This window comes from Streptomyces afghaniensis (genome assembly GCF_044327915.1).
GTDB lineage: Bacteria > Actinomycetota > Actinomycetes > Streptomycetales > Streptomycetaceae > Streptomyces > Streptomyces afghaniensis.
Window position 1 is genome coordinate 328,778 of the sequence record NZ_JBIRGJ010000008.1, and the last position, 25,933, is coordinate 354,710.

At 72.5% G+C, this 25,933-nt stretch carries 26 protein-coding genes; 14 read left to right on the forward strand and 12 right to left on the reverse strand.

From position 1 onward, the window contains the following. Positions 1–64: 64 nt before the first annotated feature. The 5 genes from ACH4G3_RS30335 to ACH4G3_RS30355 form a co-directional block, all read right to left on the reverse strand. Positions 65–982, reverse strand: coding sequence for a TIGR03619 family F420-dependent LLM class oxidoreductase (locus ACH4G3_RS30335; protein WP_397627771.1), 918 nt, complete (start codon positions 980–982; stop codon positions 65–67). A 2-nt stretch (positions 983–984) separates the two neighbouring features. Further along, positions 985–2,220: an amidohydrolase family protein gene (locus ACH4G3_RS30340; protein WP_397627502.1), complete on the reverse strand. Its 1,236-nt coding sequence runs from the start codon at positions 2,218–2,220 to the stop codon at positions 985–987. Positions 2,221–2,364: 144 nt separating this feature from the next. Next, positions 2,365–3,291 (reverse strand): hypothetical protein, encoded by a 927-nt coding sequence (locus ACH4G3_RS30345; protein ID WP_397627503.1) that lies wholly within the window; start codon positions 3,289–3,291, stop codon positions 2,365–2,367. Positions 3,292–3,348: 57 nt separating this feature from the next. Then, the gene (locus ACH4G3_RS30350; RefSeq protein WP_397627504.1) at positions 3,349–3,552 is read right to left on the reverse strand and encodes a DUF397 domain-containing protein; all 204 of its coding nucleotides are present in this window, start codon (positions 3,550–3,552) and stop codon (positions 3,349–3,351) included. Further along, positions 3,533–4,384 (reverse strand): helix-turn-helix domain-containing protein, encoded by an 852-nt coding sequence (locus ACH4G3_RS30355; protein WP_397627505.1) that lies wholly within the window; start codon positions 4,382–4,384, stop codon positions 3,533–3,535. The genes ACH4G3_RS30350 and ACH4G3_RS30355 overlap by 20 nt, the downstream gene beginning before the upstream one ends. Before the next feature lie 124 nt (positions 4,385–4,508). On the opposite strand from ACH4G3_RS30355, the gene ACH4G3_RS30360 reads away from it, so the two are divergent. Further along, on the forward strand, positions 4,509–5,150 hold the full coding sequence (locus ACH4G3_RS30360) for an ATP-binding protein (protein ID WP_397627506.1): 642 nt from the start codon (positions 4,509–4,511) through the stop codon (positions 5,148–5,150). Positions 5,151–5,228: 78 nt separating this feature from the next. On the opposite strand, the gene ACH4G3_RS30365 is transcribed toward ACH4G3_RS30360, so the two are convergent. Both ACH4G3_RS30365 and ACH4G3_RS30370 read right to left on the reverse strand, forming a co-directional pair. Next, entirely contained in the window at positions 5,229–5,414 is a 186-nt protein-coding gene (locus tag ACH4G3_RS30365; protein WP_037671516.1) for a hypothetical protein, read from the reverse strand. Between the two features lie 219 nt (positions 5,415–5,633). Further along, the gene (locus tag ACH4G3_RS30370; RefSeq protein WP_397627507.1) at positions 5,634–8,636 is read right to left on the reverse strand and encodes an SARP-family global regulator AfsR; all 3,003 of its coding nucleotides are present in this window, start codon (positions 8,634–8,636) and stop codon (positions 5,634–5,636) included. 254 nt (positions 8,637–8,890) lie between these two features. Here ACH4G3_RS30370 and ACH4G3_RS30375 point away from each other — a divergent pair, with 254 nt between their 5' ends. Next, positions 8,891–9,817, forward strand: coding sequence for an SMP-30/gluconolactonase/LRE family protein (locus ACH4G3_RS30375; protein ID WP_397627508.1), 927 nt, complete (start codon positions 8,891–8,893; stop codon positions 9,815–9,817). On the opposite strand, the gene ACH4G3_RS30380 is transcribed toward ACH4G3_RS30375, so the two are convergent. Further along, positions 9,807–11,417 carry a FadD3 family acyl-CoA ligase gene (locus ACH4G3_RS30380; RefSeq protein WP_397627509.1) on the reverse strand — a complete coding sequence of 537 codons (1,611 nt, stop codon included), beginning with the start codon at positions 11,415–11,417 and terminating at the stop codon, positions 9,807–9,809. The genes ACH4G3_RS30375 and ACH4G3_RS30380 overlap by 11 nt on opposite strands. A gap of 105 nt (positions 11,418–11,522) precedes the next feature. Here ACH4G3_RS30380 and ACH4G3_RS30385 point away from each other — a divergent pair, with 105 nt between their 5' ends. The 4 genes from ACH4G3_RS30385 (at position 11,523) to ACH4G3_RS30400 (ending at position 14,929) form a co-directional block, all read left to right on the forward strand. Then, positions 11,523–12,683: a lipid-transfer protein gene (locus ACH4G3_RS30385; protein ID WP_397627510.1), complete on the forward strand. Its 1,161-nt coding sequence runs from the start codon at positions 11,523–11,525 to the stop codon at positions 12,681–12,683. Between the two features lies 1 nt (position 12,684). Beyond that, positions 12,685–13,098 (forward strand): Zn-ribbon domain-containing OB-fold protein, encoded by a 414-nt coding sequence (locus ACH4G3_RS30390; protein WP_397627511.1) that lies wholly within the window; start codon positions 12,685–12,687, stop codon positions 13,096–13,098. Further along, positions 13,095–13,868, forward strand: a complete 774-nt coding sequence (locus ACH4G3_RS30395; protein WP_397627512.1) for an enoyl-CoA hydratase/isomerase family protein — start codon at positions 13,095–13,097, stop codon at positions 13,866–13,868. The genes ACH4G3_RS30390 and ACH4G3_RS30395 overlap by 4 nt, the downstream gene beginning before the upstream one ends. A gap of 110 nt (positions 13,869–13,978) precedes the next feature. Next, positions 13,979–14,929, forward strand: a complete 951-nt coding sequence (locus ACH4G3_RS30400; protein WP_397627772.1) for an alpha/beta fold hydrolase — start codon at positions 13,979–13,981, stop codon at positions 14,927–14,929. A 34-nt stretch (positions 14,930–14,963) separates the two neighbouring features. Here ACH4G3_RS30400 and ACH4G3_RS30405 read toward each other — a convergent pair whose 3' ends face one another. Further along, positions 14,964–17,342 (reverse strand): protein serine/threonine kinase AfsK, encoded by a 2,379-nt coding sequence (locus ACH4G3_RS30405; protein WP_397627513.1) that lies wholly within the window; start codon positions 17,340–17,342, stop codon positions 14,964–14,966. A gap of 232 nt (positions 17,343–17,574) precedes the next feature. Then, the gene (locus ACH4G3_RS30410) at positions 17,575–18,297 is read right to left on the reverse strand and encodes an AfsK-binding protein KbpA (protein WP_397627514.1); all 723 of its coding nucleotides are present in this window, start codon (positions 18,295–18,297) and stop codon (positions 17,575–17,577) included. Positions 18,298–18,431: 134 nt separating this feature from the next. Between ACH4G3_RS30410 and ACH4G3_RS30415 the strand changes: the two genes are divergently transcribed. Further along, entirely contained in the window at positions 18,432–19,067 is a 636-nt protein-coding gene (locus tag ACH4G3_RS30415) for a TetR family transcriptional regulator (protein ID WP_059418219.1), read from the forward strand. A gap of 76 nt (positions 19,068–19,143) precedes the next feature. Here ACH4G3_RS30415 and ACH4G3_RS30420 read toward each other — a convergent pair whose 3' ends face one another. Both ACH4G3_RS30420 and ACH4G3_RS30425 read right to left on the reverse strand, forming a co-directional pair. Further along, positions 19,144–19,629 carry a nitroreductase/quinone reductase family protein gene (locus tag ACH4G3_RS30420; RefSeq protein WP_397627515.1) on the reverse strand — a complete coding sequence of 162 codons (486 nt, stop codon included), beginning with the start codon at positions 19,627–19,629 and terminating at the stop codon, positions 19,144–19,146. Next, positions 19,629–20,807, reverse strand: coding sequence for an acyl-CoA dehydrogenase family protein (locus ACH4G3_RS30425; RefSeq protein ID WP_397627516.1), 1,179 nt, complete (start codon positions 20,805–20,807; stop codon positions 19,629–19,631). Before ACH4G3_RS30425 ends, ACH4G3_RS30420 begins: the two co-directional genes overlap by 1 nt. A 110-nt stretch (positions 20,808–20,917) precedes the next feature. Here ACH4G3_RS30425 and ACH4G3_RS30430 point away from each other — a divergent pair, with 110 nt between their 5' ends. From ACH4G3_RS30430 to ACH4G3_RS30460, 7 genes are all read left to right on the forward strand, one after another. Continuing rightward, on the forward strand, positions 20,918–22,087 hold the full coding sequence (locus tag ACH4G3_RS30430; protein ID WP_397627517.1) for a thiolase C-terminal domain-containing protein: 1,170 nt from the start codon (positions 20,918–20,920) through the stop codon (positions 22,085–22,087). A 176-nt stretch (positions 22,088–22,263) separates the two neighbouring features. Then, entirely contained in the window at positions 22,264–22,647 is a 384-nt protein-coding gene (locus ACH4G3_RS30435) for a VOC family protein (RefSeq protein WP_397627518.1), read from the forward strand. 144 nt (positions 22,648–22,791) lie between these two features. Next, entirely contained in the window at positions 22,792–23,241 is a 450-nt protein-coding gene (locus tag ACH4G3_RS30440; RefSeq protein ID WP_397627519.1) for a DoxX family protein, read from the forward strand. Continuing rightward, entirely contained in the window at positions 23,241–23,660 is a 420-nt protein-coding gene (locus ACH4G3_RS30445) for a Zn-ribbon domain-containing OB-fold protein (RefSeq protein ID WP_397627520.1), read from the forward strand. The genes ACH4G3_RS30440 and ACH4G3_RS30445 overlap by 1 nt, the downstream gene beginning before the upstream one ends. Positions 23,661–23,691: 31 nt before the next feature. Continuing rightward, the gene (locus ACH4G3_RS30450; RefSeq protein ID WP_397627521.1) at positions 23,692–24,321 is read left to right on the forward strand and encodes a GNAT family N-acetyltransferase; all 630 of its coding nucleotides are present in this window, start codon (positions 23,692–23,694) and stop codon (positions 24,319–24,321) included. 40 nt (positions 24,322–24,361) lie between these two features. Next, positions 24,362–25,246, forward strand: a complete 885-nt coding sequence (locus ACH4G3_RS30455) for a GNAT family N-acetyltransferase (RefSeq protein WP_397627522.1) — start codon at positions 24,362–24,364, stop codon at positions 25,244–25,246. Positions 25,247–25,293: 47 nt separating this feature from the next. After that, positions 25,294–25,932 (forward strand): HEAT repeat domain-containing protein, encoded by a 639-nt coding sequence (locus ACH4G3_RS30460; protein ID WP_397627523.1) that lies wholly within the window; start codon positions 25,294–25,296, stop codon positions 25,930–25,932. Position 25,933: the final 1 nt, after the last annotated feature.

The following is a 25,933-nucleotide window of genomic DNA, read 5'->3' on the forward strand; positions in this document are numbered from 1 at the left end:
CGTGTCCGTACGTCCGTACATACGGAGATCGACGTGGACATGTTCAAGCTTTCAAGGAACGCGCTCACGGCAGCAGCGGCGCGACCTCCTCCACGAACTGCCCGATCTGCGCGATGAGTTCGCCGCGGCTCCGGCTGCGGAACCGCACCTGGACCTGGTCCACCCCCATTGCGCGATAGGCCCGCAGCGACTCGGCGATAGCCTCGGCCGGGCCGCTGACCGTCCGCCGCCCGACGTCCCAGCCCGCCACTCCGACGTACAGGGGCTCGGCGATGGCGCCGACGGTGAACGGCCCCTCGATGCCGGCCTCTTCCCTGAGCCGCCGTATCCGCGTGATGCGTTCCGGCAGCACGTCCCTCGGGTCTCCCTGCGGCAGCCAGCCGTCGCCCTTGAGCGCGGCCCGTCGCAGGGCGGCGGGTGACGACCCGCCGACCCAGACCGGGACCCGGTCCTGCGCCGGGCGGGGCCGCTGCCCGAGCCCCTCGAAGTCGTACAGCTTGCCGTGGTGTTCGGGGAACTCCTCCGCCCCGAGGGCCGCGCGCAGGGCGTCGATCGACTCGTCCAGCACGGCCCCGCGCCGCTCGAAGTCGGCCCCCAGCGCCTCGAACTCCTCCCGCACGTGCCCGGCCCCGACCCCGAGGATCAGCCGGCCGCCCGACAGGTGGTCGAGGGTGGCGTACTGCTTGGCGGTGAGCAGCGGATGCCGCAGCCCCACCACGGCGACGTGGCTGAGCAGCCGGGTCCGCTCGGTGGCCGCCGCGAGGAAGGCGAGGGTGGCGACCGGGTCGTACCAGACCGTGCTCATCGCGGACGCGAGGCGGCGCGGGACGGCGACGTGATCGCAGCTCGCCAGGTAGGCGAACCCGGCACGGTCGGCGGCGCGGGCCACGGCGAGCAGGTCCTCGGGCCCGGCGGCGGCTTCCCAGGGTTCGGCGTAGAGGGTGCTCTGGGACTGGACCGGGAGCTGGATCCCGTACGACAGGCTCACCGCGGCCCGTCCCAGAGGCCGTCGTCGGTCAGCCCCAGCAACTCGATCGCGTTCCGCCGCACGATCCGCTCCACCACCTCCGGCTCCAGGTGCCCCATCTGCGCCTCGCCGACCTCGCGGGACTTGGGCCAGGTGCTGTCGGAGTGCGGGTAGTCGGTCTCGTAGAGGACGTTGCCCAGGCCGATCGCGTCCAGGTTGCGCAGGCCGAAGGCGTCGTCGAAGAAGCAGCCGTAGACGTGCTCGGCGAACAGCTCGGACGGCGGCCGGTGCACCTTGTCGGCGACGCCGCCCCAGCCGCGGTTCTCCTCCCACACCACGTCGGCGCGCTCCAGGATGTAGGGGATCCAGCCGATCTGGCCCTCGGCGTACATGACCTTGAGGTTCGGGAACTGCTCGAACTTGCCGCTCATCAGCCAGTCGACCATCGAGAAGCAGCAGTTGGCGAAGGTGATGGTGGAGCCGACGGCGGGCGGGGCGTCGGCGGAGGTGGAGGGCATCCGGCTGCTGCTGCCGATGTGCATGGCGACGACGGTGCCGGTCTCGTCGCACGCGGCGAGGAAGGGGTCCCAGTCGTCGGTGTGGACGGAAGGGAGCCCGAGGTACGGCGGGATCTCGGAGAAGGCGACGGCACGGACCCCGCGGGCGGCGTTCCGCCGGACCTCCTCGGCGGCCAGCTCGGGGTCCCAGAGGGGGATCAGGGTGAGCGGGATGAGCCGCCCGTGCGCCTCGGGGCCGCACCACTCCTCCACCATCCAGTCGTTGTAGGCGCGGACACAGAGCAGACCCAGCTCGTGGTCCTTCGCCTCGGTGAAGGTCTGGCCGCAGAAACGCGGGAACGTCGGGAAGCACAGGGCGGACTGGACGTGGTTGACGTCCATGTCGGCGAGCCGGGCCGGGACGTCGTAGGAGCCCGGCCGCATCTGCTCGTAGGTGATGACCTCCAGGCGTATCTCGTCCCTGTCGTACCCGACGGCCGTGTCCAGGCGGGTCAGGGGCCGGCGGAGGTCCTCGTAGACCCACCAGTCACCGACGGGGCCCTCGTCGCCGGGCGCGCCCATGACGGGCCTGAAGCGCCCGCCGAGGAACGTCATCTCCTTCACGGGCGCACGGACGATCCGGGGGCCGACGCCCCGGTACTTCTCCGGAAGCCGGTCCTGCCAGACGGTCGCGGGCTCCACGGTGTGGTCGTCCACGGAGATGATCAGCGGAAACGTGCTCTCGTGGGTGTCCATGGGGCCACGGTAGCGCTCATCTGACGGGGCGTCAGCTATGTGGGTCGCCACTGTCAACTGGAGCGTCCGGGCGGCAGCCGCCTCCCCACACCTGGGCACGCCCGTGTCCCTGCGGCCCATCTGCTCCAACTCCAGCCCGCCCGCTCACCCCAGGGCGATCAGAGCCGCACGAATCTCGGCGATCATCCGCACGGGCTCCCCGAACACGTCCTGAGCGGTGAAGCGCAGCACACTGCGCACCTCAGGGCACTGAAGGACCTGGTTGAAGCGGGAGACGTCCCGTCGGTGCGCCTCGCGGGTGCCGTGGTAGGCGTACCCCTCGATCTCGACCGCCAGCCCGGCACGGCGGAAGAGGAAGTCGAGGACCACACGGCGCCCGGCCGGGGTGAACAGTTCGACCTGACTCTCGGGCCGGAGACCGGCGTCGGTCATACGCAGGCGGGCGACGGTCTCGGCCGGTGACCCGGACCGGGGGTCACTCAACCCGAGCCATCGGCGGGCCCTCGCCGTTCCCTGTGAGGGGTGGGCCAGCGCCGCCGCCACCGCGTCCGGTTCGACGATCGGCGCCCTTCGCACTCCGCCGACCCGACGGTAGGTCACCGCCGACTCCAGGGCGACGAGCGCATCGTCCCTCGGCAGGGAGCGCAGCAGGTCAGTGAGCGTCCGCACGGGGCTCGTCAGCCGCAGACCGTACCGCAGCACCACCTCCCCGGACCCCAGGAGTATCCGACGCACGCGTACGCCCTGGGCCTTGCCGCGGAAGCTGAGGGCGGGGTCGATGAACTCCAAAGGCCCCCTGGCGGTCGGGGCGAGGGTCTCGATCCACCACAGGGAGGCAGCGGAACAGTGGCTGACGACGAGCCGGGGGTTGAGGAGCTGGACGGCTCGGAGCCGGGTGGGCAGGTCCGCCGCCCGCCCCGGCTCCACCCAGGCACCCGACTGCAGGCGGCCCCAGCCCTCCGCCCGGAGGGCACGGGTGAGGCTCCGCGCCGGCCAGCCGGATTCCAGTGCGCGGGAGGTGAGCAGCACGCCGCCCTGTGCCAGCTCCCGCAGCGCCTTTCGTTCCTCCATGCCGCCAAGATCGCAGGAATACGGCACGGCTTGGCGGCCTGTGGATAACTCTCGGGCTCAGCCCTTCAGGGAGGTGAGGAAGGCGGTCCAGGCAGAGGCCCGGAACAGGAGCACCGGGCCTGCGCCCGAGGTCTTCGAGTCCCGGACCGGCATCACGCCGGGGTGCCCGTCCGCGACCTCGACGCAGTCACCGCCGCTGCCGTTGCTGTAGCTGCTCCTGCGCCACACCACCGCGCCCAGGTCATCTGCGGAGATTGCCATCTCGGTAGTCCTCTGCCGCTTGTTCGATCATGGTCAGGGACGCCTCTGGCGGGAGTGCCGCGGCCCTGAGCAGATCGTACGACCTGCGGTAGTCCTTCACGAGGGCCGGATAGTCGATGAGTTGGCCATTGTGGAGACCCTCCGTATAAGCCACCGGCGGGGCGTCCGGGAAGGTCATGATCTTCATCATGCCCATCATGCACGGGTGGGCATGCGCCGTTTCCGGGAGGATCTGCAGAACGCCCTGCGTGGAGCGGACCACGTGCGCGATGTGCTCCAGTTGCGCCACCATCTCGGACGGGGGCAACAGGGGCTTGTGCACCAGCCCTTCGTGAAGGATCGCCCAGAACGCCGGGCGCTCCTCGCCCGCCCAGATCTCCGCCCGCTCCAGACGGGCCCGGACCTGCTTGTCGACCGTCTCGGGGGCGAGCCACGGCACCGACGTGTGGACCACCGCCTCCGCGTAGGCCTTGGTCTGCAGCAGACCGGGCACCAGCATCGGCGCCCACTCCTCGATCGTCTCCGCGTGCCGCTCCATCTCCGCCACGTCGGCGAAGTACTCGGCATGTCCCGACTGCCGGGCTCTGCGGGCGTCTTCGCAGCGCCGCTCGAAGAAGCCGTCCGTCTTGAGCACCTTGTCGACGTGCCGGGCCAGATCCAGCGGCATACGCCGCTCTCCGCGCTCGATCTGGCTCAGGAACGGCACGCCGCGGAAGCTCCCTTCCGCCAGCTGCTCCAGAGTCAGGCCCGCCAGCTCCCGCTGGTAGCGCAGCTCGGCGCCGTAGAAGGAGGGAACGTTGGCCGACGCGTCGGGGTCCTTGCGTGGAGGCACAGCTCAAATCACCGCCGTTTGCCAGTTGCTCTTGCGCAGTCGAATGACCTCCCACGCTACGGGAATTGGCGGCACTGTGTGACTGATTGGTCACAGTACGCATGCGAACACGGGAAGGCCCCTCATGCGCCACACTCAGCCCGCCACCGCGACCACCGTCGCCTCCCTCAACACCGTCGACGACGAGACCGACCGGTGCGTGGACGACCTGAAGTCCGCCCTCGCGGTGCACGGCATCACGCTCCCGTCCCTGTGCGTCGACGTACCGACGTTCGCGGGCGTGTGCGGAAGGAACGCGGGGCTGGTCGCGCTCGGCAACTGCAACACCGAGACGGCGCGCAAGCTGATCACCGCGTTGCGGGGAACCGGTCGGGCGGAGGGATCCGTGCTGCTGGATCTCGACCTGGTCGCTGCGCCCAAGGTCGTACCGGAACTGCGTCGCACGCTGCGCGCGTGCCTGGGGGCGCCCTGCGCCGACGTACAGCTGTGCGTCACGGAACTGGTCGGCAACGTCATCCGGCACCTCGGTGAAGGTGTCCCGGTGACGGTCCGCGTAGCACGCTCCGGCGGCCGGACCCGCGTCGAGGTCAGTGACCCGGACCCCCGTGCGCTGCCCGTACTCCGGCACGCCACGGCCGACGACGAAACCGGGCGGGGCCTGGCACTTCTCGACGCGGTGGCGTTGCGGTGGGGCGTCGAGCAGGGTGCGGCGGGCAAGACGGTCTGGTGCGAACTGGCGGAGGACGAGCCGGCACGGGCGGCCTGACACGCGGGTTCCGGACACACCTCGGCCGCGACGGCTCCCCCTCCGCGCCGCCGCGGCCGAACCCCGTGTGGAGATGGCTTACTTCGTCGGCTTGAAGGGCTCCGACGTGGCGTGCAGGTCCTTGGTCTCCAGCGGCTCGTCGGTGGCGTGCAGGTCCTGCGTCCGCACGGCACCCTCTTCCGTGGCGTGCAGGTCCTCCGTCGAGGCCTCGCCGTCCGTGCCGCCCGTGGCGTGCAGGTCCTGCGGCTTGAGCTCGTCGCCCATGATCGTCAACTCCCCTTGGCATGGATCAAGCAGTGAGGTCGGCGGGCCCGCCCGGTCACTCCCCCGAGGGTGACCGGGCGGGCCCGCCTGGGCCGCTCACCCTGATTCGGCGGTGGCAGGCCCTGCGCAGTGACCCGTCTGCCCCCCGACGCGACGGATCGACTGCCTCAAGCATGGCGGAGAGCGATAAACGAATGATGAACGCGTGCGCGCCGGGCCTCAGGCCGCCCGCACCGGCGACAGCAGCGCGCGCACCTCGGCGGCCTCGGGCGAGCCCAGCTCCTCGTAGATCGCCGCCGCCTCCTGCCAGCACACCTGGGCCCGGCCGGTCTGCCCTATGCCGCTGAGCGCGCGGCCGAGGACGGTGAGGACGTTGCCCCGCCGCCACTCCCCGCCGATGCCGCGCAGCACGGTGAGTGCCATCTCGGCGTTGGCGGCGGCCTGTGCGGGGCGCCGGGCGGCGAGATCCACCTCGGCCAGCCGGAACAGGCTCATGCCCTCCCACAGGCGCTGCCTGCTGTCCCGGAACACCTCCAGCGCTTCCAGGAGCCGGCCGGCCGCGTCGCCCAGCTCACCGCTCTGCGTGAGGGCGAGGCCGAGGGCGTAGCGGGCGTTCGCCCCGCGCATGGAGTTGCCCATGGCGTCGTAGATGTCGATGCCCTCCTGGGCGAGTGCGACCGCGCTCTGGGTCCGCCCGGTCGCGAGGTGGATCCGGGACAGGTTGCACAGCGCGGCGGCCTCGCCGGGGCGGTCGCCCAGGGCCCGGAAGTGCTCGATGGCCCGGGAGAGGTGTTCCTCGCCGTCCTCGTGCCGGTTCTGGTAGAGCGCGATGATGCCGCGGGCGTTACTGGCCCAGCAGACGGGCAGCAGGTCGCCGGCCTGTTGCGCGAGGACGATGGCCCGTTCCGCCTCCTGGTCCGCCCGCTCGAAGCGGCCGCCGACGTGGTGGACGTTGACGAGCGTCATCAGCGCCCGGGCCTCCGCCCGCGTGAGGCCGAACTGCCGTGCCGCGTCCAGGAGCGCCTCGGCCGTCGCCTCGTACTCCCGGGAGTTGGCCCCCGACTCGGAGAGGTCGTGCGCGGCCCACAGCAGGTCGATCGCCCGGGGGAGGGTGTCCGGGAGTCCCGCGGACTGCCGTACGCAGGCGAGGAGGCAGATGGCCTCCGCGTACAGCCAGTCCTGCGCCGCGTGCCGGCTGTCGAACCGCAGCCCCGGGTACGAGGCCGGCTCCAGGTGGTCCACCAGCCCGTCGCCGGGCCGCTCGATCGCGTACACCCCGGCCGCGGACGCCAGGTAGAAGTCCAGCAGCCGCGACAGCGCCGCCCCCCGCTCGCTCGGCGGCAGCTCGTCCCTCTCCGCACAGGCACGCGCGTAGAGCCGCACCAGATCGTGGAAGCGGTAGCGGCCGGGAGCGGCCGACTCCAGCAGGGACGTGTCCACCAGGGACTCCAGGAGGTCCTCGGTGTCCTCCGACGGCAGGTCCAGGACCGCCGCCGCGGCCGGGAGGGAGATGTCCGGGCCGTCGGCGAGGCCCAGCAGGCGGAAGGCGCGGGCCTGGGCGGGCTCCAGCTGGCCGTAGCCCAGTTCGAAGGTGGCCTTCACCGCCAGGTCGCCGGCCTGGAGTTCGTCCAGGCGGCGGCGTTCGTCGGCGAGCTTCGCCGCGAGGACCGACACCGTCCAGGTCCGGCGGGCCGCCAGGCGGGAGGCCGCGATGCGGATCGCCAGCGGCAGGAAGCCGCAGGCCGCGACCACGTCCAGGGCGGCCTTCCGTTCGGACGCCACCCGCTCCTCGCCCACGATCTTCGTGAACAGGGCCAGGGCCTCGTCCGGCGACATCACGTCCAGGTCGATCAGATGGGCGCCCGCGAGGTCCACCATCCGCACCCGGGAGGTGACCAGCGCGGCGCAGCCGTCCGTGCCGGGCAGCAGGGGGCGTACCTGGGCGGCGTCGCGGGCGTTGTCCAGCAGCACCAGGACGCGGCGGCCGGCCAGCACCGAGCGGTACAGCGCCGCGCGCTCCTCCAGGGAGTCGGGGATCGCCGTGTCGGCCGTGCCGAGTGCGCGCAGGAAGGAGCCCAGGACCGTCTCCGGATCCGCCGCCCGGGCGCCCGCGCCCTGGAGGTCGACGTACAGCTGCCCGTCCGGGAACGCCCCGCGCGCCTGGTGGGCCACGTGCACGGCGAGGGTCGTCTTGCCCACGCCGCCGATGCCGGCCAGGGCCGAGACCGCCATGACCCGGTTCTCCGCCGCGGCCAGGATGTCGCCGAGCTCGCGTACGAAGCCGGAGCGGCCGGTGAAGTCCGGCACGGTCGCGGGCAGCTGGGCCGGGCGGACCGGGACGGCGGCGGGCTCGGGGGCCGGGGAGGAGGGCTCCGCGAGGCCCGGGTCGGCCTGGAGTATCCGCTGTTGCAGTTCGCTCAGGCCGGGGCGCGGGTCCACGCCCAGTTCGTCGGCGAGCAGGCGCCGCGTGTCGGCGTAGACCGCGAGGGCCTCGGCCTGGCGGCCGCTGCGGTAGAGCGCCAGCATCAGCAGCTCGCGCAGCCGCTCGCGGAGCGGATGGGCCGCGGTGAGGGCGGTGAGCTCCGAGACGGCCTCCGCGTGGCAGCCCTGCTCCAGGTCCATGTCCAGCCGGGACTCGACGAGCTGGAGCCGCCACTCCTCCAGGCGGACGCGCTGCGCCTCCGCGTACGGGCCCGGTACTCCGGCCAGTGTCTCCCCGTCCCACAGGGCAAGGGCCCGCCGCAGCACCTCCCGGGCGTGGCAGAGGTCGCCGGCCGACCGGGCCTTCTCCGCCTCGGTCGCCAGGTCCTGGGCGACGGTCAGGTCCAGGGCGCCGTCGCCGAGGTCCCGTACCGCGTAGCCGCCGGATTCGCTGACCAGGACGCCGGGGTCCAGCACCTTGCGCAGCCGGGAGGCGTACGTCCGCAGCGCCGCCAGGGCCTGCGAGGGCGGTTCCTCGCCCCACAGGGCGTCGATCAGCTCCGCGGCCGTGGCCGTACGGCCCTCGCGCAGCAGCAGGGCGGCGAGCAGGGCGCGCTGCTGGGGGGAACCGGTGGTGAGCGGCTCGTCGCCACGCCAGGCGCGCACCGGTCCGAGCACGCCGAAGCGCAGCACCGTCCGCGCCGTCGGTCCCCCCGACTCCGCCGGCTCGGGCGGCTTGGCCGCGGAGTCGGAACGCCGCTGCTCCGGTACGCGCGGTACACCGTCCGGTACACCGTCCATGCAGTCCCCCTAGACATCCTGAGCAACCACGCCAGTTTGCCTTGTGCGCGGCGGATACGTCAGCCGTGGGAGACACCGATCACAGGGCGACGCACGGGAGTCCACAAGGTCCGCACACTCTCTCCGCTTCCAGGGGACTTCGCTCCGCGCCGGGATCGCTCCGGCTTCCCGTGTTTGCGGGTGTGAGTGGCGGCGCCGGGCGGCATAGTGGTCCGGCAGATCATGAGTCGGACCGAGGGTGGAGGTGGCGGTGTATGCCCGGTGAGCAGCCCCAGACGTACGAGACGCTCGACGAGCGGTTCCGGACCGGCCGGTGCCAGGCCGGGGACTCGCGGCTGGAGACACTTTTCGAGGGGTGCCGGTGGGCCGAGGGGCCGGTGTACGTGCCGGCCGGGCGGTACCTGCTGTGGAGCGACATCCCGAACGACCGGCTGCTGCGCTGGGACGAGACCACCGGGTCCGTCGGGGTCTTCCGCTCGCCCGCCGGGTATCCCAACGGCAACACCCTGGACGGCCAGGGCCGGCTCATCACCTGCGAGCAGGGCAACCGGCGGGTGACCCGGACCGAGCACGACGGCTCGGTCACGGTGATCGCCGAGCGGTTCCGCGGCAAGCGGCTCAACAGCCCGAACGACGCCGTGGTGCGGTCCGACGGGTCGGTGTGGTTCTCCGACCCCGAGTTCGGGATCGCGACCGACTACGAGGGGCACCGCGGGGAGAGCGAGATCGGGGCCCGGAACGTCTACCGCGTGGACCCGCGCAGCGGCGAGGTGCGAGTGGCCGCCGAGGACTTCCAGGGCCCCAACGGGCTGGTGTTCTCGCCCGACGAGAGCAAGCTGTACGTGTCGGACAGCCTGGCCAATCACATCCGGGTCTTCGACGTCCGGCCGAACGGCACCCTGACCGGCGGCGACGTCTTCGCCGAGTGCCGCGACGGCAACTTCGACAACATCCGGTTCGACGACGAGGGGCGCCTGTGGGCCGCCGCCCTGCACGGCGGTGTGCACTGCTACGACCCCGACGGCACGCTCCTCGGCCGCGTCCTGGTGCCCGGCACCGTCGCCAACATCCGGTTCGGCGGTGCCCGGCGCAACCGGCTGTTCATCGCCGCCGACACCACCCTGTACTCCCTCGTCATGTCCGTCACGGGGACCCCGGCGCTGCCGTCGGTCAGCAGCTGAGCAGGCCGTCCCGCAGCGCCCCCTTCAGGACCTTTCCGCTCGCGTTGCGGGGCAGCTCCGCCACGAACTCCACGGTCCTCGGGACCTTGTAGTTGGCCATCTCCCTGCGGGACCAGGCGATCAGGTCGTCGGCGGTCAGCAGTGCGCCCGGGCGCCGGACGACGTAGGCCCTGCCGACCTCGCCCAGCCGGGCGTCGGGGACGCCGATCACGGCGACGTCGGCCACGTCCGGGTGGATGCCCAGGAGTTGCTCTATCTCCGCGGGGTAGGCGTTGAAGCCGCCGACGATGAACATGTCCTTGAGGCGGTCGGTGATGCGCAGGTTGCCCGCGGGGTCCAGGACGCCCACGTCGCCCGTGCGCAGCCAGCCGTCCGCCGACAGCACCTCGGCGGTGGCGGCCTCGTCCTCGTAGTAGCCGGTCATGACGTTGAAGCCGCGGACCAGGACCTCGCCCGGCGTGCCGGGTCCCAGAGGCTCGCCCCGGGAGTCCACGACCCGGACCTGGGTGCCGGGGATCGCGCGGCCCGACGTCGACGCGATCACCGTCGGGTCGTCGCCGCGCCGGCACATCGTGACGACGCCGCCGGCCTCGGAGAGGCCGTAGGCCGTCAGGACCGTGCCGACGCCGAGTTCCCCGCGCAGGCGCTCGACGAGTGTCAGCGGCACCACCGCCGCTCCCGTCACCACGAGGCGCAGTGCCGACAGGTCGTGCGCGTCCCGTGCCGGGTGGTCGAGGAGGGACTGGAGGAGGGTCGGCGGGCCGGGGAGCACGGAGACCCGTTCGGCCGCGATGTTGGCGAGGACCGTGTTCACGTTGAACACCGGCTGGGGGATCATCGTCGCGCCCCGCATCAGACAGGCGAGCACCCCGGCCTTGTAGCCGAAGGTGTGGAAGAACGGGTTGACGATGAGGTAGCGGTCGCCCCGGGTCAAACCGGCCAGGTCGCTCCAGATCTCGTACGTCCGCAGCGTCTGGGTGTGGGTGATGACCGCGCCCTTCGGGCGGCCCGTCGTGCCCGAGGTGAAGACGATGTCCGAGGGCCGGGAGCCGTCGACCGCGTCCGCCCTCGCCCGCACCTGTGCCGCCCCGACCGCCTCTCCGCTCGCCAGGAAGTCCTTCCAGGTGCGGAAGTCGGCCGGGGCGTCCTCCGAGAGGACCACCACGTGCTCCAGGTCCGGCAGTCCGGGCAGCGGGCCGTCGCCCGGGCCGCGTCCCGCCGCCCTGCGCAGCGACGCCACGTACGACGTGCCGAGGAACGTGCCCGTCACGAACAGCAGCCGCGCCCCGCTGCGGCGCAGCACGTCCGCCGCCTCCGTGCCCTTGAAGCGGGTGTTCAGCGGCACGAGCACCGCGCCCGCCGAGACCGCGCCCAGGGCGCTGACGATCCAGTCGAGCGTGTTCGGCGCCCAGATGCCGACCCGGTCGCCCGGTCCGATGCCGTACGCCAGACAGGCCGCCGCCGCGCGCTCCACGCGGGCGTCCAGCTCCGCGTAGGTGATCCGGGTGCGGCCCTCGACGACCGCCTCGACGTCCGCGTACCGCTCGGCCGCCGCCCGCACCAGGCCCGGGATGCTTCCCCACTCCGTATCCGCTCGCACCGCAAGCCTCCCCAGCAGTAGCCGGCACAGGAGCTGACTGCCCGTCAGGTTAGCTGTAATCTGACGACCTGTCAGCGAACCGTTCGGCCCGGAGGTGCGCGCAGCATGGCAACAGGATCGGGCGGCATCAAGGACGCCACCGCCATCGTCGGCATAGGCCAGACGCCCTTCGCCAAGCGGCTCCCCGAGGACGAGCGCACCCTCGCCTGCCGTGCCGTCCTGGCCGCCCTCGACGACGCCGGGATCGCGCCCGGCGAGGTCGACGCCCTCGCCTCCTACACCATGGAGGAGACGGACGAGGTGGAGCTGGCGAAGGCCTGCGGCTTCGGCGACCTCACCTTCTTCAGCAAGGTCGGCTACGGAGGGGGCGGTTCGTGTGCCACCGTCGCCCATCTCGCCGCCGCCGTCGCCACCGGACAGGCGAGCGTCGGCGTCGCCTGGCGCTCGCGCAAGCGGGGCAGCGGGCCCCGGCCGTGGACGAACACCGCCGTCCAGTTGCCGACCCCGGCCCAGTGGACCCGCCCGTTCGGCCTGCTCAGGCCGGTCGACGAGATCGCGATGCTCGCCCGTCGCTACCTGCACGAGTACGGCGCCACCCGGGACCACCTGTTCAACGTCGCCCTGGCCTGCCGGAACCGCGCCAACCAGAACCCGGCCGCGATCATGTACGACCGGCCCCTCACCCGCGAGATGTACATGACGTCCCGGTGGATCAGCGAACCCCTGTGCCTCTTCGACAACTGCCTGGAGACGGACGGGGCGCTGGCCTGTGTCGTCGTCTCCGCCGAGCGCGCCCGGGACTGCCGCCGCACACCCGTCTACGTCCACTCCGCCGCCCAGTCGCTCCCCGCCCAGCACCACGGCATGGTCAACTACTGGAACGACGACCCCCTCACGGGCCCGGCCTGGGCCGCCGCCCGGCAGCTGTGGAAGCACTCCGATCTCACGCCGCAGGACGTGGACGTCGCGCAGATCTACGACGCCTTCACGCCCTTGGTCCTGCTGTCCCTGGAGGGATACGGCTTCTGCGGGCGGGGCGAGGGCGGGGCGTTCACCGAGGGCGGGGCGCTGGAGACCGGCGGGCTGCTGCCCGTGAACACCGGCGGGGGCGGGCTGTCCGAGGCCTACGTGCACGGCTTCAACCTGGTCAACGAAGGGGTCAAGCAGTTGCGCGGGACCAGTACCGCGCAGGTGCCGGGCGCGGCGGCCTGTCTGGTCACCGCGGGCGAGGGCGTCCCGACCTCCGCTCTGCTGCTGAGGAGTTGACATGCTGCGTCCCGTCACCGACACCGACGGCGCGCCCTTCTGGGAGTACGCCGCCCGGGGCGAGCTGCGGGTCCAGGCCTGCGCCGGATGCGGCGAGCTCCGCTTCCCGCCCCGGCCCTGCTGCCCGCACTGCCAGTCCTTCCAGACCGAGTGGCGCCGGATGTCCGGCCGGGGCCGCGTCTGGTCGTACGTCGTCCCGCATCCGCCGCTGCTGCCCGGCTACGCCGAACTGGCGCCGTACAACGTGGTCGTCGTCGAACTCGACGAGGCACCGCGCATCCGGCTCGTCGGCAACCTCGTCGCCGGTCCCGGTGAGCCGATCGGCTCCCTCCCGGCGGACCGACTCCGGATCGGCACCCGGGTGCGGGCCGTCTTCGACGACGGGCTTCCCCGGTGGGTTCCGGAGCGGTCATGAGCAGGGTGCTGGTCAGTGCCGACAAGGACAGCGGGATCGCCGTCGTCACCCTGAACCGGCCCGACCGGCTCAACGCCGTGGACCTGGAGATGGCCGGTGATCTCGCCCGGGTCTGGCGGGAGTTGCGGTTCGACGACACCGTGCGGGCCGTCGTCCTCACCGGTGCCGGCGAGCGGGCCTTCTGTACGGGCATCGACCGGGACGCCGTCGTGCCGCAGCCGAACTCGCCGTACGCGCAGGACGATCCGCTGCTCGGCATCGGACCGAAGGCGAACGACCTGTGGAAGCCGGTCGTCGCCGCCGTGCGCGGGATGGCCTGCGGGGGTGCCTTCTACCTGCTCGGGGAGGCGGAGTTCGTGGTCGCCGACACCACCGCGGCCTTCTTCGACCCGCACACCACCTACGGCATGGTCAGCGCCTACGAGTCCGTCCTGATGGCGCAGCGCATGCCGTACGGGGAGGTCGCGCGGATGGCTCTGCTGGGGACGGCGGAGCGGATCTCCGCGCGGCGGGCGTACGAGGTCGGGCTGGTGTCGGAACTCGTGGCGGACGGCGAGGCGCTGGAGGCGGCGCGGGCGTGCGCCGCGGTCATCGCCGGGTATCCGGCCGAGGCCGTGCAGGGGACGGTGCGGGCGCTGTGGGCCGCGAGTGAGGCGGGGCGGGCGCAGGGATTCGCACAGGCGCCGCATCTGATCGCACTCGGGAACGCGACGGGTGAGGAGCAGGCCCGGCTGTTCGCGGGGCGGCGGCGTGAGTACCGGTTGCGGTAGCTGCTCGCCGCTTGCGGTCACTGCTCGCTGGTCGCGGTCACTGCTTGCCGGTTGCGCCAGGGAATCGTTTACCCATACACGCGTATGCTCGACGGGTGGTTGAGCATCGAATGATCGACGTGAACGGCATACGGCTGCACATCGCGGAGCAGGGCGAGGGCCCCCTCGTGGTGCTGCTGCACGGGTTCCCGGAGTCCTGGCACTCCTGGCGGCACCAGTTCGGGCCGCTGGCCGAGGCCGGTTTCCGGGTGGTCGCGCCCGACCAGCGCGGGTACGGGCGCAGCGATCACCCCGAGGACGTGACGGCGTACAGCATCCTGCACCTGGTGGGCGACGTGGTCGGGCTGGTCCACGCGCTGGGTGAGGAGCGGGCGTTCGTCGTCGGGCACGACTGGGGAGCGCCGGTGGCCTGGCACACCGCGCTGCTGCGGCCGGACGTGGTGCGCGGGGTCGCGGGGCTGAGCGTGCCGCCGCCGTTCCGTGGCGCGCAGCCGCCGCTCAGGACCATGCGGGAGCGGTTCGGCGGGCGCTTCTACTGGAACTACTTCGAGCAGCCCGGGGTCGCCGAGGCCGAGTTCACCGCCGACACCCGCACCACCCTGCGCAAGCTGCTGTACTCCGCCTCCGGTGACGCCCCGGGCGCCGGACGCCCCGAGCAGGCCCTGGTCGACCCGGACCGCGGCTGGCTGGCGGACGCGCCCGACCCCGAGGTGCTGCCCGGGTGGCTGACCGAGGAGGACCTCGACGCCCTCACCGACAGCTACGCGCGGGGCTTCACCGGCGCGCTCAACTGGTACCGCAACCTGGACCGCAACTGGGAGCTGACCGCCCCCTGGCAGGGAGCGGTGGTGTCCCCGCCCGCGCTGTACGTGTACGGCGACCGGGACCTGGTCCCGGCCTTCCCGGGCACGCCCGAACTGATCGAGAAGCTGCCCGGGTTGATGCCGAACCTGCGCCGGAAGCCGCTCGTGCTGCCGGGCTGCGGCCACTGGACGCAGCAGGAGCGGCCCGCCGAGGTGAACGAGGCGCTGCTGGACTTCCTGACCGGGCTGCGGGACTGACGTCCCGCCGGCTCCGGCCGCCGTCCCGGGCGCGTCACACGCTGCGCGCCGTGCCCGTGCCCTTCTCCGCGTCCAGCGCGTACACACAGCGGTCCTTGCTGCACGCGTACACCACCCCGTCCCGGACGACCGGGGAGCCGGTGATCTCGCCGCCGGTGGCGAGCTTCCAGCGGAGCCGGCCGTCGTCGGCCTTCAGGGTGTACAGCAGGTGGTCGGTGGAGCCGAAGTGGATCCGGCCCTCGGCCACCGAGGGGGCGCCCACGATGTCGCCGCCCGCCTGGAAGCGCCACTTGGGTGTGCCGGTGACCGCGTCGAGGGTGTAGAGGCCCTTGCCGCTGCCCACGTGGACATGGCCGGCGGCGACCAGGACGGGGTCGACGGACGCCCGGGCCTCGGTGGCGATGCGCCAGCGGTCCCGGCCGTCGGTGGCGTCGAGGGCGTAGACCGTGCCGAGGTAGTCGGCCAGGTAGATGCCACCGCCGGTGACGGCCGGGCCGGGGACGAAGGTGGGCGGGGAGAGGAAGACGGCCGGGGCCTCGAAGTGCCACTTCACGTGCCCGGCGGCCACGTCGAGGGCGAGGACGCGGGTGCCGGCGCAGACGTAGACGTAGCCGTCGGACGCCTGGGTGATCCGGACCGGGACGCCGCCGCAGGAGGCCGCGTCGCCGATGGGGTACGACCAGCGCTCGTCGCCGGTGCGGGCGTCGAGGGCTCGCAGCCGGGCGTCCTGCCACACGTAGACCGTGCCGTCGTGCAGGGCGGGTCCGGCCTCGGGCGACTCGAAGTCGCTCTGGCAGCCGGTGACCTCCCAGAGCTTCTGGCCGTTCGAGGCCTCCCAGCCCTGGACGCCGCCGCCCCGGGTGCCGGTGACGACCGTGCCGCGTTCGGCCTTGAGCGAGTAGACCCAGGCGTCCGTCTGGAGACGCCAGAGGTCGGTGCCCTCGCGGGCGTCGAGGGCGAACAGCGTGGGCCCGTCGGAGGCGTGGATACGGCCGTCCGCGACCGCCATGGACCAGGCGACGTCCCGGGTCTTGAAGCGGCGGCGGCCGGTGGCCACGTCCAGCGCGTGCACCTCGAAGGAGGTGACGTAGACCAGGTCGCCGTCGACGGACGGGGTGCCCCAGACGTCGTTCGACATACGGAAGCGCCACGGCCGCCAGCCGCTCGCCTGCTCGGGTGGCGCGGCCGGGGCCGGGGGCGCGGCGACGGCAGGGCCCACGGCGGGGTCGGTGCCGTTGACGCCGGGGCGGGGCTTGGACCAGGAGGCGGCGAGCGCGGCCTCCGGAGGGGGCGCCTTGACGGCGGCGGCACGGACATCGGCGACGCGCGGGCCCGGGCCGATCGGCACCGGGGCGCCGGCCAGCCGCACCGGGCCGGTGTCGGGGCCGCCGACGGGGGCGGGCACGGGCGCCGGGACGACGGGGTCGTGCGAGGGCGGGGGCGGGACGGGGGCGGGCCCCGGGGCGGGGCGTCCGCCGCCGCTGCGTCCGGCACCGGCGGCGGGCTTGCCGGCCGGGCGGCCGTTGCGGCGGGACTCGATCAGGCCGACGGCCCGCTCGGGCAGCCAGGCGGAGGCCGTGCCGCTGTCGTCGGAGCCGGAGCCGAAGAGGTGGGGGGCGAGCTGGGCCTGGAGGTCGGCCGGGTTGGGGCGGGCCGTGGGGTCCATCTGCATACAGGACTCGATCAGCGGCCGCAGCTCGTCCGGGAGACCCTCCAGGTCCGGGCCCTCGCGCAGCAGCATGAAGACGGTCTCGACCGGGTTGGCGCCATGGAAGGGCGGGTGTCCGGTGGCGGCGAAGACCAGCATGGAGCCGAGGGAGAAGACGTCGCTCGCGCCCGTGACGCTGCGGGAGTCCTTGGCCTGCTCGGGGGACATGTAGGCGGGCGTGCCGACGGCGACGTTCGTCATCGTCAAACGCGTGTTCGAGACGCCAGACGCGATACCGAAGTCGATCACCCGGGGTCCGTCCTCGACGACGAGGACGTTCGACGGCTTGAGGTCCCGGTGCACCAGCCCGGCACCGTGGATGGACTGGAGCGCCTCGGCCACGCCCGCCGCCAGCCAGCGCACCGCCTGGGCCGGCAGCGGCCCGCAGTCGTTCACTATCTCCTCGAGGGAGGGCGCGGGCACGTACGCGGTGGCGAGCCACGGCACGGCGGCGCGCGGGTCGGCGTCCACGACCGCGGCCGTGTAGAAGCCGGAGACGGCGCGGGCCGCCTCCACCTCACGTGTGAAGCGGACCCGGAACAGCTGGTCCTCGGCGAGCTCCGTGCGGACGGTCTTGATCGCCACGCGCCGGCCGGACGCCGAGCGCGCGAGATAGACCAGCCCCATGCCGCCGGCACCCAGCCGTCCCAGCACCTCGAACGGCCCGATCCGCCGCGGATCGTGCTGCGTCAGCTGATCCACCACTCTGCCTGCCACCTCCCCGTACGAGCCGCGCCAAGCCACATGTTCCACGCGACCCCGTGCAGCGTCTCACCACCGCACCGCCATGGCGGCACGCACCCCGATTCTTCCTGGCCGGAGCCGTGGTTGCGAACCCGGTGACAATTGGGATGTCTCCGTACACAGGCGATCAAACAATGACCAAACACTGCTTGATCGGCCCTGAGCAGCCCTGATCAGGCATGCTCAACCCTGCTCAGCGGTGCAGCAGCGCGAAGGACGCCCCCTGATTGTCCGTGACGACGGCGACCGTCCCGTACGAGGTCTCGAAGGGCGGGGCGTAGACCCGGCCGCCGAGCCGGGTCACGTCCTCCAGTGCGGCCGGTACGTCCTCCACGGCGAAGTGCACGAGGAAGTGGGGCGGCATCTCCGCCGGGAACACGTCGGTGACCGGGGCGCGGCCGAAGTCGGGGTCGGCGTCCGACCCGAACAGGGCCTCCTGGAAGAGATCGCCGTAGAAGGCGTTGGCCGCCTCGGTGTCCCGGGCGTACAGCTCGGCCCAGGCGAAGGTGCCCGGCTCGTGCCGTCTGCCGAAGCCGGGGTGCTCCTGCGGCTGCCACAGGGCGAAGACGGCCCCCTCCGGGTCCGTGACGAGGGCGGTGACGCCCAGCTCACCGGCCGGCACCGGCGCCGAGACGACCTGCCCGCCGGCCGCCCGGATCCGCCGGACCAGGGCAGCCGCGTCCGGGGTCGCGAAGTACACCGTCCAGACGGTGGGCAGTCGGCCGTCCATCTTGCGGACCAGCGCCGCCACGGGTTCACCGTCCTTCAGCGCCTGCGCGAAGGGGCCGAACCAGTCCTCGAAGGTCCACCCGAAAAGTTCACCGTAGAACCGCTTGCCCGCCTCGACGTCGGGAAGCTGCGCGTCCACCCAGCAGGGAACGCCCTCTGCGTACACCGATGCCCTGTTTTCGGCCATGCCGACAACGTAACCGCGACTGCCGCACCCCGCAGACCAGGCACACCAGCCCCCGCACTCCCTTACACCCCATTTGCAGTCGGCCGAATCGCGCCCCGATCACGCCTCGGTAAGCTGACGGCATGACAGGACAAGTGCGTACCGTCGACGGCCGCGTGGCCGGTAGGCGTGGGCAGGCGACCCGGCAGAAGCTGCTCGACTGCCTCAGCGAGATGCTCAGCTCCTCCCCGTACCGGGACGTCAAAGTCATCGATGTCGCCCGGAAGGCGGGCACTTCGCCCGCGACCTTCTACCAGTACTTCCCGGACGTCGAGGGCGCCGTCCTGGAGATCGCCGAGCAAATGGCGACCGAGGGCGCCGCGTTGACCGAACTCCTCCAGGGCCGCTCCTGGGCCGGCAAGGCCGGCTGGCAGACGGCGCAGGAACTCGTCGACGGGTTCCTGGAGTTCTGGCGCAAGAACGACGCGATCCTCCGGGTCGTCGATCTCGGCGCCGCCGAGGGTGACAAGCGCTTCTACAAGCTCCGGATGAAGATCCTCAACTCGGTGAACAACTCCCTCGCGGACTCCGTCGCCGAGCTCCAGGCCAAGGGCCGGGTCGACAAGGACGTGAACCCCGCGGCCGTCGCCGGTTCGCTGGTCGCGATGCTCGCGGCCGTGGCCTCCCACCAGAAGGGCTTCTCCTCCTGGGGCGTGAAGCAGGCCGAACTGAAGCCGAACCTCGCGCTGTTGGTGCACCTGGGCGTCACGGGCAGGAAGCCGACGAAGTAGCCCGGCCCTTTTTCCCGCACCCAAGTCCTGTCTGCCAGGCGGCGGTCCACCCGAGTGGACCGCCGCCTGTTGCGCTCTACCGCTCCGCGTGCTTCCGTACGATCCGGAAGACCCGGATCTCCCGCTCCACCCGGCGCTGGTACGCGGCGTACGGCGGCCAGAACTCCACGACCGCCTTCCACACCGCCGCCCGCTCCTCGCCCTGCAGCAGCCCGGCCGTGACCGCGATGTCCTCGCCCTGCCAGTTGATCCCGGCGTCGGGACGGGCGAGCAGGTTGTGACTCCAGGCGGGGTGGCCGGTCCGGCCGAAGTTGGACCCCATGAGGATCCAGCTGTTCCCGCCCTCCTCCGGCATGCAGGCGAGAGGCGTACGACGCGGCAGCCCGCTCCTCGCCCCGGTCGAGGTCAGCACCAGGCCCGGCAGCATCCGCGCGCTGAGCAGCACCTTCCCGCGCGTGAGCCGGTGGACGCCCCGGTCCAGCGCGGGGAGGACGTACGGCGCCACCCGCGCGAAGCCCCGCGTCGAGGACACCCTCTGCACCCATCGCACACCCATCGCCATCAGCCGGCCTCCTCGAAGACGTGCGCCAAGTCGGCGGCGTGCGCCCGCAGCCGGTGGACCGGCCCGAACAGCAGCTCGTCGCCCGCGGCGCGCTTGAAGTACAGGTGGACGTCGTGCTCCCAGGTGAAACCGATACCGCCGTGCAGTTGGATACCCTCGGCGGCGGCGCCGCGCAGGGCCTGAAGTGCCTGCGCGAGGGCGAGGCCGCCCACCCGCTCCCCCTGGGCGGCGGCCCAGGCCGCGTAGTACGCCGCCGAGCGGGCCGCCTGCACCTGGACGTACACGTCGGCCAGCCGGTGCTTGACCGCCTGGAAGGAGCCGACCGGCCGCCCGAACTGCTGGCGCTGCCCGACGTACTCGACGGTCCGCTCCAGCACCCGGCCGGCGGCCCCCACGGCCTCGGCGGCGAGACAGGCGCCCACGGCGTCGCCGAGCCGGGCGAGGGCGGGGAGGGCGTCGGTGTCCGCGCTGCCCAGCAACTCGGCGGCTGCGTCGCGCAGTTGGATACGGCCTTGCGGACGGGTCGCGTCCAGCGTGGTCTGCCGTACGCGGGTGAGGCCGGCCGCGTCACCGCGCACGAGGAAGAGCAGGACACGGGAGCGGGCGAACCCACCGGTGTGCGCGGCGACCACGAGCAGTTGGGCACTGTGTCCGTCGAGGACCTGGTCGGCCTGCCCGTACAGCCGCCAGCCGCCGCCGGCCTGCCGGGCCTGCACACCCCCGGCCCGCCCGCCGCCGGCCCACTCCCCGCGCGGGTCGTGGCCGGTGAGCCCGAGGGCGGTGGCGAGGGCGGGCCCCGGCACGGCGAGGGCGGCGGTGAGCCCGCCGGAGGCGATACGCGGGAGGAAATCCGCCCGCTGGGCGCCGGTGCCGAGGGCGAGCAGCAGCGGGGTGGCGAGGACGGCCGTGGCGAGCAGGGGCGAGGGGGCGAGGACCCGGCCCGTCTCCTCGCAGGCCAGGGCCAGCTCGGTGACCGAGCAGCCGACACCGCCGTGGGGCTCGGGCAGGGCCAGTCCGGGCAGGCCCAGCTGTTCGGCGAGGGCGGTCCACAGGGCCGGGTCGTGCCCGGCCGGGGTGCCGACGGCGGCCCGCAGCTCCTCGGGGCCGCACCGCTTGTGGAGCAGTTCGCGCAGGGTGCGGCGGATCTCGTCCTGTTCGGCGGTGAAGCGGGCGTCCATGGGGGTAGCACCTCCACATCTGACGGAGCGTCATATTAGGGCGGAGGGACGGGGATGCCCAGAGCTCTGCCGCTCCCGTCGACGGTGACATCTGATGTACCGTCAGATTCATGGTTGCCCGGAGGAAAGTGGCCGTCGTGGGCGTGGCCCTCTCGGACTGCGGCCGCGTGGACGACGCGACCCCGTACGCGCTGCACGCCCAGGCGGCCCGGCGCGCCCTGGCCGACGCGGGCCTGGACCGGTCACTGGTCGACGGCTTCGCCTCGGCGGGCCTGGGCACCCTGGCCCCCGTCGAGGTCGCCGAGTACCTGGGCCTGCGCCCCACCTGGGTCGACTCCACCTCCGTCGGCGGCTCCGCCTGGGAGGTCATGGCGGCCCACGCGGCGGACGCGATCGCGGCCGGGCACGCGCGCGTGGTGCTCCTCGCCTACGGCTCGACGGCCCGCGCGGACGTGAGGGCGGGCCGCCGCACCGGAACGCTGTCCTTCGGCACGCGCGGCCCCCTGCAGTTCGAAGTCCCCTACGGTCACACCCTGATCGCCAAGTACGCCATGGCCGCTCGCCGCCACATGATCGAGTACGGCACGACGATCGAGCAGCTGGCCCAGGTGGCGGTCCAGGCCCGGGCCAACGCGGCCCTGAACCCGGAGGCGATGTTCCGCACTCCCGTCACGGTGGACGAGGTCCTGGCCGGCCCGATGATCGCCGACCCTTTCACCAAACTGCACTGCTGCGTGCGTTCCGACGGCGGGGCGGCGGTGCTGCTGGCGGCGGAGGAGTACGTACGGGACTGCCGTACCTCACCGGTGTGGGTGCTGGGCAGCGGGGAGCACGTCTCGCACGCCGCGATGTCCGAGTGGGCGGACTTCACGGTGTCCCCGGCGGCGGTGAGCGGACGACTGGCCTTCGAACGGGCGGGCGTACGGCCGGACGAGATGGACTTCGCGGAGATCTACGACGCGTTCACCTACATGACCCTGGTGACGCTGGAGGACCTCGGCTTCTGCGGGAAGGGCGAGGGCGGGGCGTTCGTGGAGAAGGGCCGGCTGCGGGTCGAGGGCGGGAGCCTTCCGGTGAACACCGACGGGGGTGGGCTGTCGGCCCAGCATCCAGGGATGCGGGGGTTGTTCCTGCTGGTGGAGGCGGTACGGCAGTTGCGCGGGGAGGGCGGGGAGCGGCAGGTGCGGAGGCGTGGCGACGGGGGACTGCCGCGGTTGGGGGTGGTGTCCGGGACGGGTGGGTGGTTCTGTTCTTCGGGGACGGTGGTGCTGGGCGTGTGACACGTGCTGGTCTACGGGGGCCGGCCGAGGTCGGTGAGCAGTCGGCCGGGTTTGGCTTCGGCATCGTCACCGGAGAGGAAGACGGTGCTCTGGCCAGTGCTCGGGCGACATTGCCGGTTCCAGGAGTGAGCGCAACTCGGTGGCGTTCGGCGTCTGGGTCAGGAAGGCTCGCGCGCATGGTCTCGGTATTGCAGAACGTGGCGATCGACTGTGCGGATGCCTACGAGCTGGCCCGGTTCTGGAGCAGGGTGACTGGCCGTCCGCTGCATCCGGAGGACAGACCGGGTGACCGGGAGACTCAGGTGCTGCTGGCGGAGGGCCCGGTGCTGTACTTCAACCAGGTGCCCGAGGGCAAGACGACAAAGAACCGGATCCATCTGTGCTTGCGGCCTGAGACCTCGCGCGATCAGGAGGTGGACCGGCTGCTCGGCCTCGGTGCCACTTTTGTCGCCGATCACCGGAATCCCGATGGTTCAGGCTGGGCAATCCTTGCTGATCCCGAGGGCAACGAATTCTGCGTTCTGCGCAGTGAGTCCGACCGAGCCGCCATGAATTCCTGACTGACGGTTTCACTCGGCCAACCAGATGCGGGCTGCGCGCGCCTGGAACAGCAACCCGAGCGTCCGCTCCAGGGCTTGTTGCGGCCCCATAGCTGACGTACCGTCAGATTCTGGTGTCGGCGGCGGCAACGCGGGAGCACGGGCATGGACACGATCTGGCTCACCGGAGCGGAATGGCTGGCCGTGCTGCGGGTCGGGCTCGGGCTGTGGTGGCTGGAGAGCTGGCGGCACAAGGACCGCAAGGCCTGGTTCGAACGCGGCACCGGCATCACGTGGGCGGCCGGGATAGCGGCCGAGCACCGCTGGAGCGCCGTACGGTCGGGATTCGACACGGTCGTCGCGCCCCACCCGCGCGTGATGGCGTACGTCGTCGTCTACGCGGAACTCGCCCTCGGACTGGGTCTGATCACCGGCTTCCTCACCCCGATCGCCCTGGTCGGCGGATTCCTCCTCAACGCCCTCTACTTCACCCTCATGATCCACGAGGTCGCCGAGCAGGGGCAGAACTCGATGATGGCGCTGATGTCGGTGGTCGGCCTGTTCGGGATGTCCTGGCAGACCTGGTCGGCCGACAGCGCGCTCGGGCTGTTCTGATGGCCGGGCGGTTCGACCTGCCCGAGCCGGACCCCTTCACCCGGACGTACTGGGACGCGGCCGCCGAGGGCCGGCTGCTGATCCGCCGCTGCCGGGCCTGCGGCCGGGCCCACCACTACCCGCGCGAGTTCTGCCCCCACTGCTGGAGCGAGGACGTCGCCTGGGAGCCCGCGAGCGGCCGCGCCACCCTCTACACCTGGTCCGTCGTCCACCGCAACGACCTCCCGCCCTTCGCGGAACGCACTCCGTACGTCGCCGCCGTGGTCGACCTCGCCGAGGGGCCGCGGATGATGACGGAGGTCGTGGGGGCGGCGGCCGAACCGCCGACCGGGGACCTGTCCGCCGGGGCGGAACTGGAGGTCGCGTTCCGGGAGGGGATCCCGGTGTTCCGGGTCGTGCGGAGCGCGATCGGCGGGTGAACGGCGCCGCCCCACGCGCTTGAATGGCCCCATGGCCCCCATACGCGACCGGTCCCTGACCGGCCCCCTCCCGGAAATCCACGGCCACGGCCTCCACCTGCGCCCCTGGGACGCCACGTCCGCCTCCGACGTCGAGACGTGGCTGCGCGGCATGAACGACCCGGAGTTCCGGCGCTGGAACACCCCGCTGAGGCTGGTCACGGACCGGACGAGCGCCCTGGAATCGCTGCTCGCGCGGGCCCAGAGCGCGGCGGAGGGGACGTCCATGTCGTTCCGGGTCGCGGACGCCCGCAGCGGCGCGGCACTGGGCCACATCGGCGTCAACGAGATCAAGTACCACCTGAAAGTCGCCCGCGTCGGCTACTGGGTCCTCCCCGAGGCCCGCGGCCAGGGTGTCGCCACCAGGGCCCTCCTGCTCACCGCCCGCTGGGCCCTCACCGAACTCGGCCTGCACCGGCTGGAGCTGGACCACGCCGTCGGCCACGACGCCTCGTGCCGGATCGCCGAGCGGTGCGGATTCGCGTACGAGGGGACCCTGCGCGGGGCGATCTTCGAGAAGGACCGGCACGACGCGTTCCGCGACGCCCACCTGCACGCACGGCTGGCGACGGATCCCGAACCGGACGCGGAACCCGCTGTGCGCCGAAGGCCCGGGGCGTAATTCCGAGGTGCCGACCAGGGCGCGGGCGGCACCATGAGACATGCGCACCGACGACTGGCATCTCACCCAGGACCTCGACACCTTCCTGACCCGGGCCGGCGCCTTTCTCCGCTCCCGACCGGCGCTGCACACCCTCCCGTTGACCGTCACGAACAACCTGCGCACCCGCGGCCTGCGCATCTACGGCGACGGAGTGCCGGAGTTCGGACTGCTGGAACGGGACGGCGCGGTCCGGGCGACGTTCTTCCGCACACCACCGCACCGGCTGAACCTCACCCTCCTGACGGCCGCGGAGGCCGATGCGCTGGCCGCACGGCTGGCCGCCCTCGGGCAGCGCCTGCCCGGCGTGCACGCCGACCGCGACACCGCCACCGCGTTCGCCGAGGCCTGGCAGCGGCACACGGGCGCCACGGCCACCCTCCGGGAGCGCAATCGGCTCTACCGGCTCGGCACCCTGACCGTGCCCCGTCCCCTGCCGCCCGGCGGCCCCCGCGTCGCCGGTGCGACGGACCGGGAGCACCTCATCCGCTGGCACGACGAGTTCGTCGCAGCCGTCGGCTCAGGCGTCTTCCAGGACGCCTCCGAGTGGGCGGACGCCCGCATCGCGCAGGGCGGCATCACGTTCTGGGAGACGCCCGACGGCACCCCCGCCGCCATGGCCGGAACGACCCCTCAGGTCGCCGGCCAGATCCGCGTCGCCCCGGTCTACACCCCGCCCCGCCTCCGCGGCCGCGGCTACGCGGGCGCCGCCACCGCCGAGGTCAGCCGCGCCGCCCTGGCCGCCGGAGCGCGGGAGGTGCTCCTCTTCACGGACCTGTCGAACCCGACCAGCAACGGCCTGTACCAGCGGATCGGCTACCGGCCGGTGGCGGACTTCGCGGTGTACGACTTCACCGGGTCCGCCGGGCGATCCGCGCCCGCTTGACCTTGACACAGTGACAAGGCCTTCACTGTGCCGAGGAGGTGGTCCCCATGAGAGGTCTCCAGGGCCTGGAGGACAGCAACCCGTCCGTGCGGCTGCGAGCGGCCCTGGCCGTCGGCACGGACCCCGACCCGCGGTTCATCGGCAAGCTCATCGAACGATGTGCGGTCGAGCCGGAGTTCCACGTCCGCGACATGCTCACGTGGGCGCTCACCCGCCACCCGGCGTCGATGACGGTCCCCGAGCTTCTCGGAGAACTCCGCTCGGAGCGGGCGCAGGCACGGAGCCAGGCGCTGCACACGCTGTCCAAGATCGGGGATCGGCAGGTCTGGCCCGCGATCACACGGGCGCTTCTGACCGATGCCGACGACGAGGTGGCCCGGAGCGCCTGGCGGGCAGCGGTCGTTCTCGTACCGGAAGGTGAAGAGCCGGAACTGGCCGGCGTGCTGGCGACACAGCTCGGGCGCGGTGAGCGTGCGACGCGGCTGAGCCTCAGCCGGGCGCTGATCGCGCTGGGTGAGGTGATCACGCCGGCCTTGCGCGACGCGATGGCGGACCCCGACCCCGGCGTGCGGGCGCACGCGCTCGCCACGGAACGGCTGTTGCGCGACCCGGATGCCGGATTCGAGTACGCGATCGAGGAGGCGAAGCGCGTCGTGGCTCTCGGCCCGACCCGCCGGGAGGGGTGAC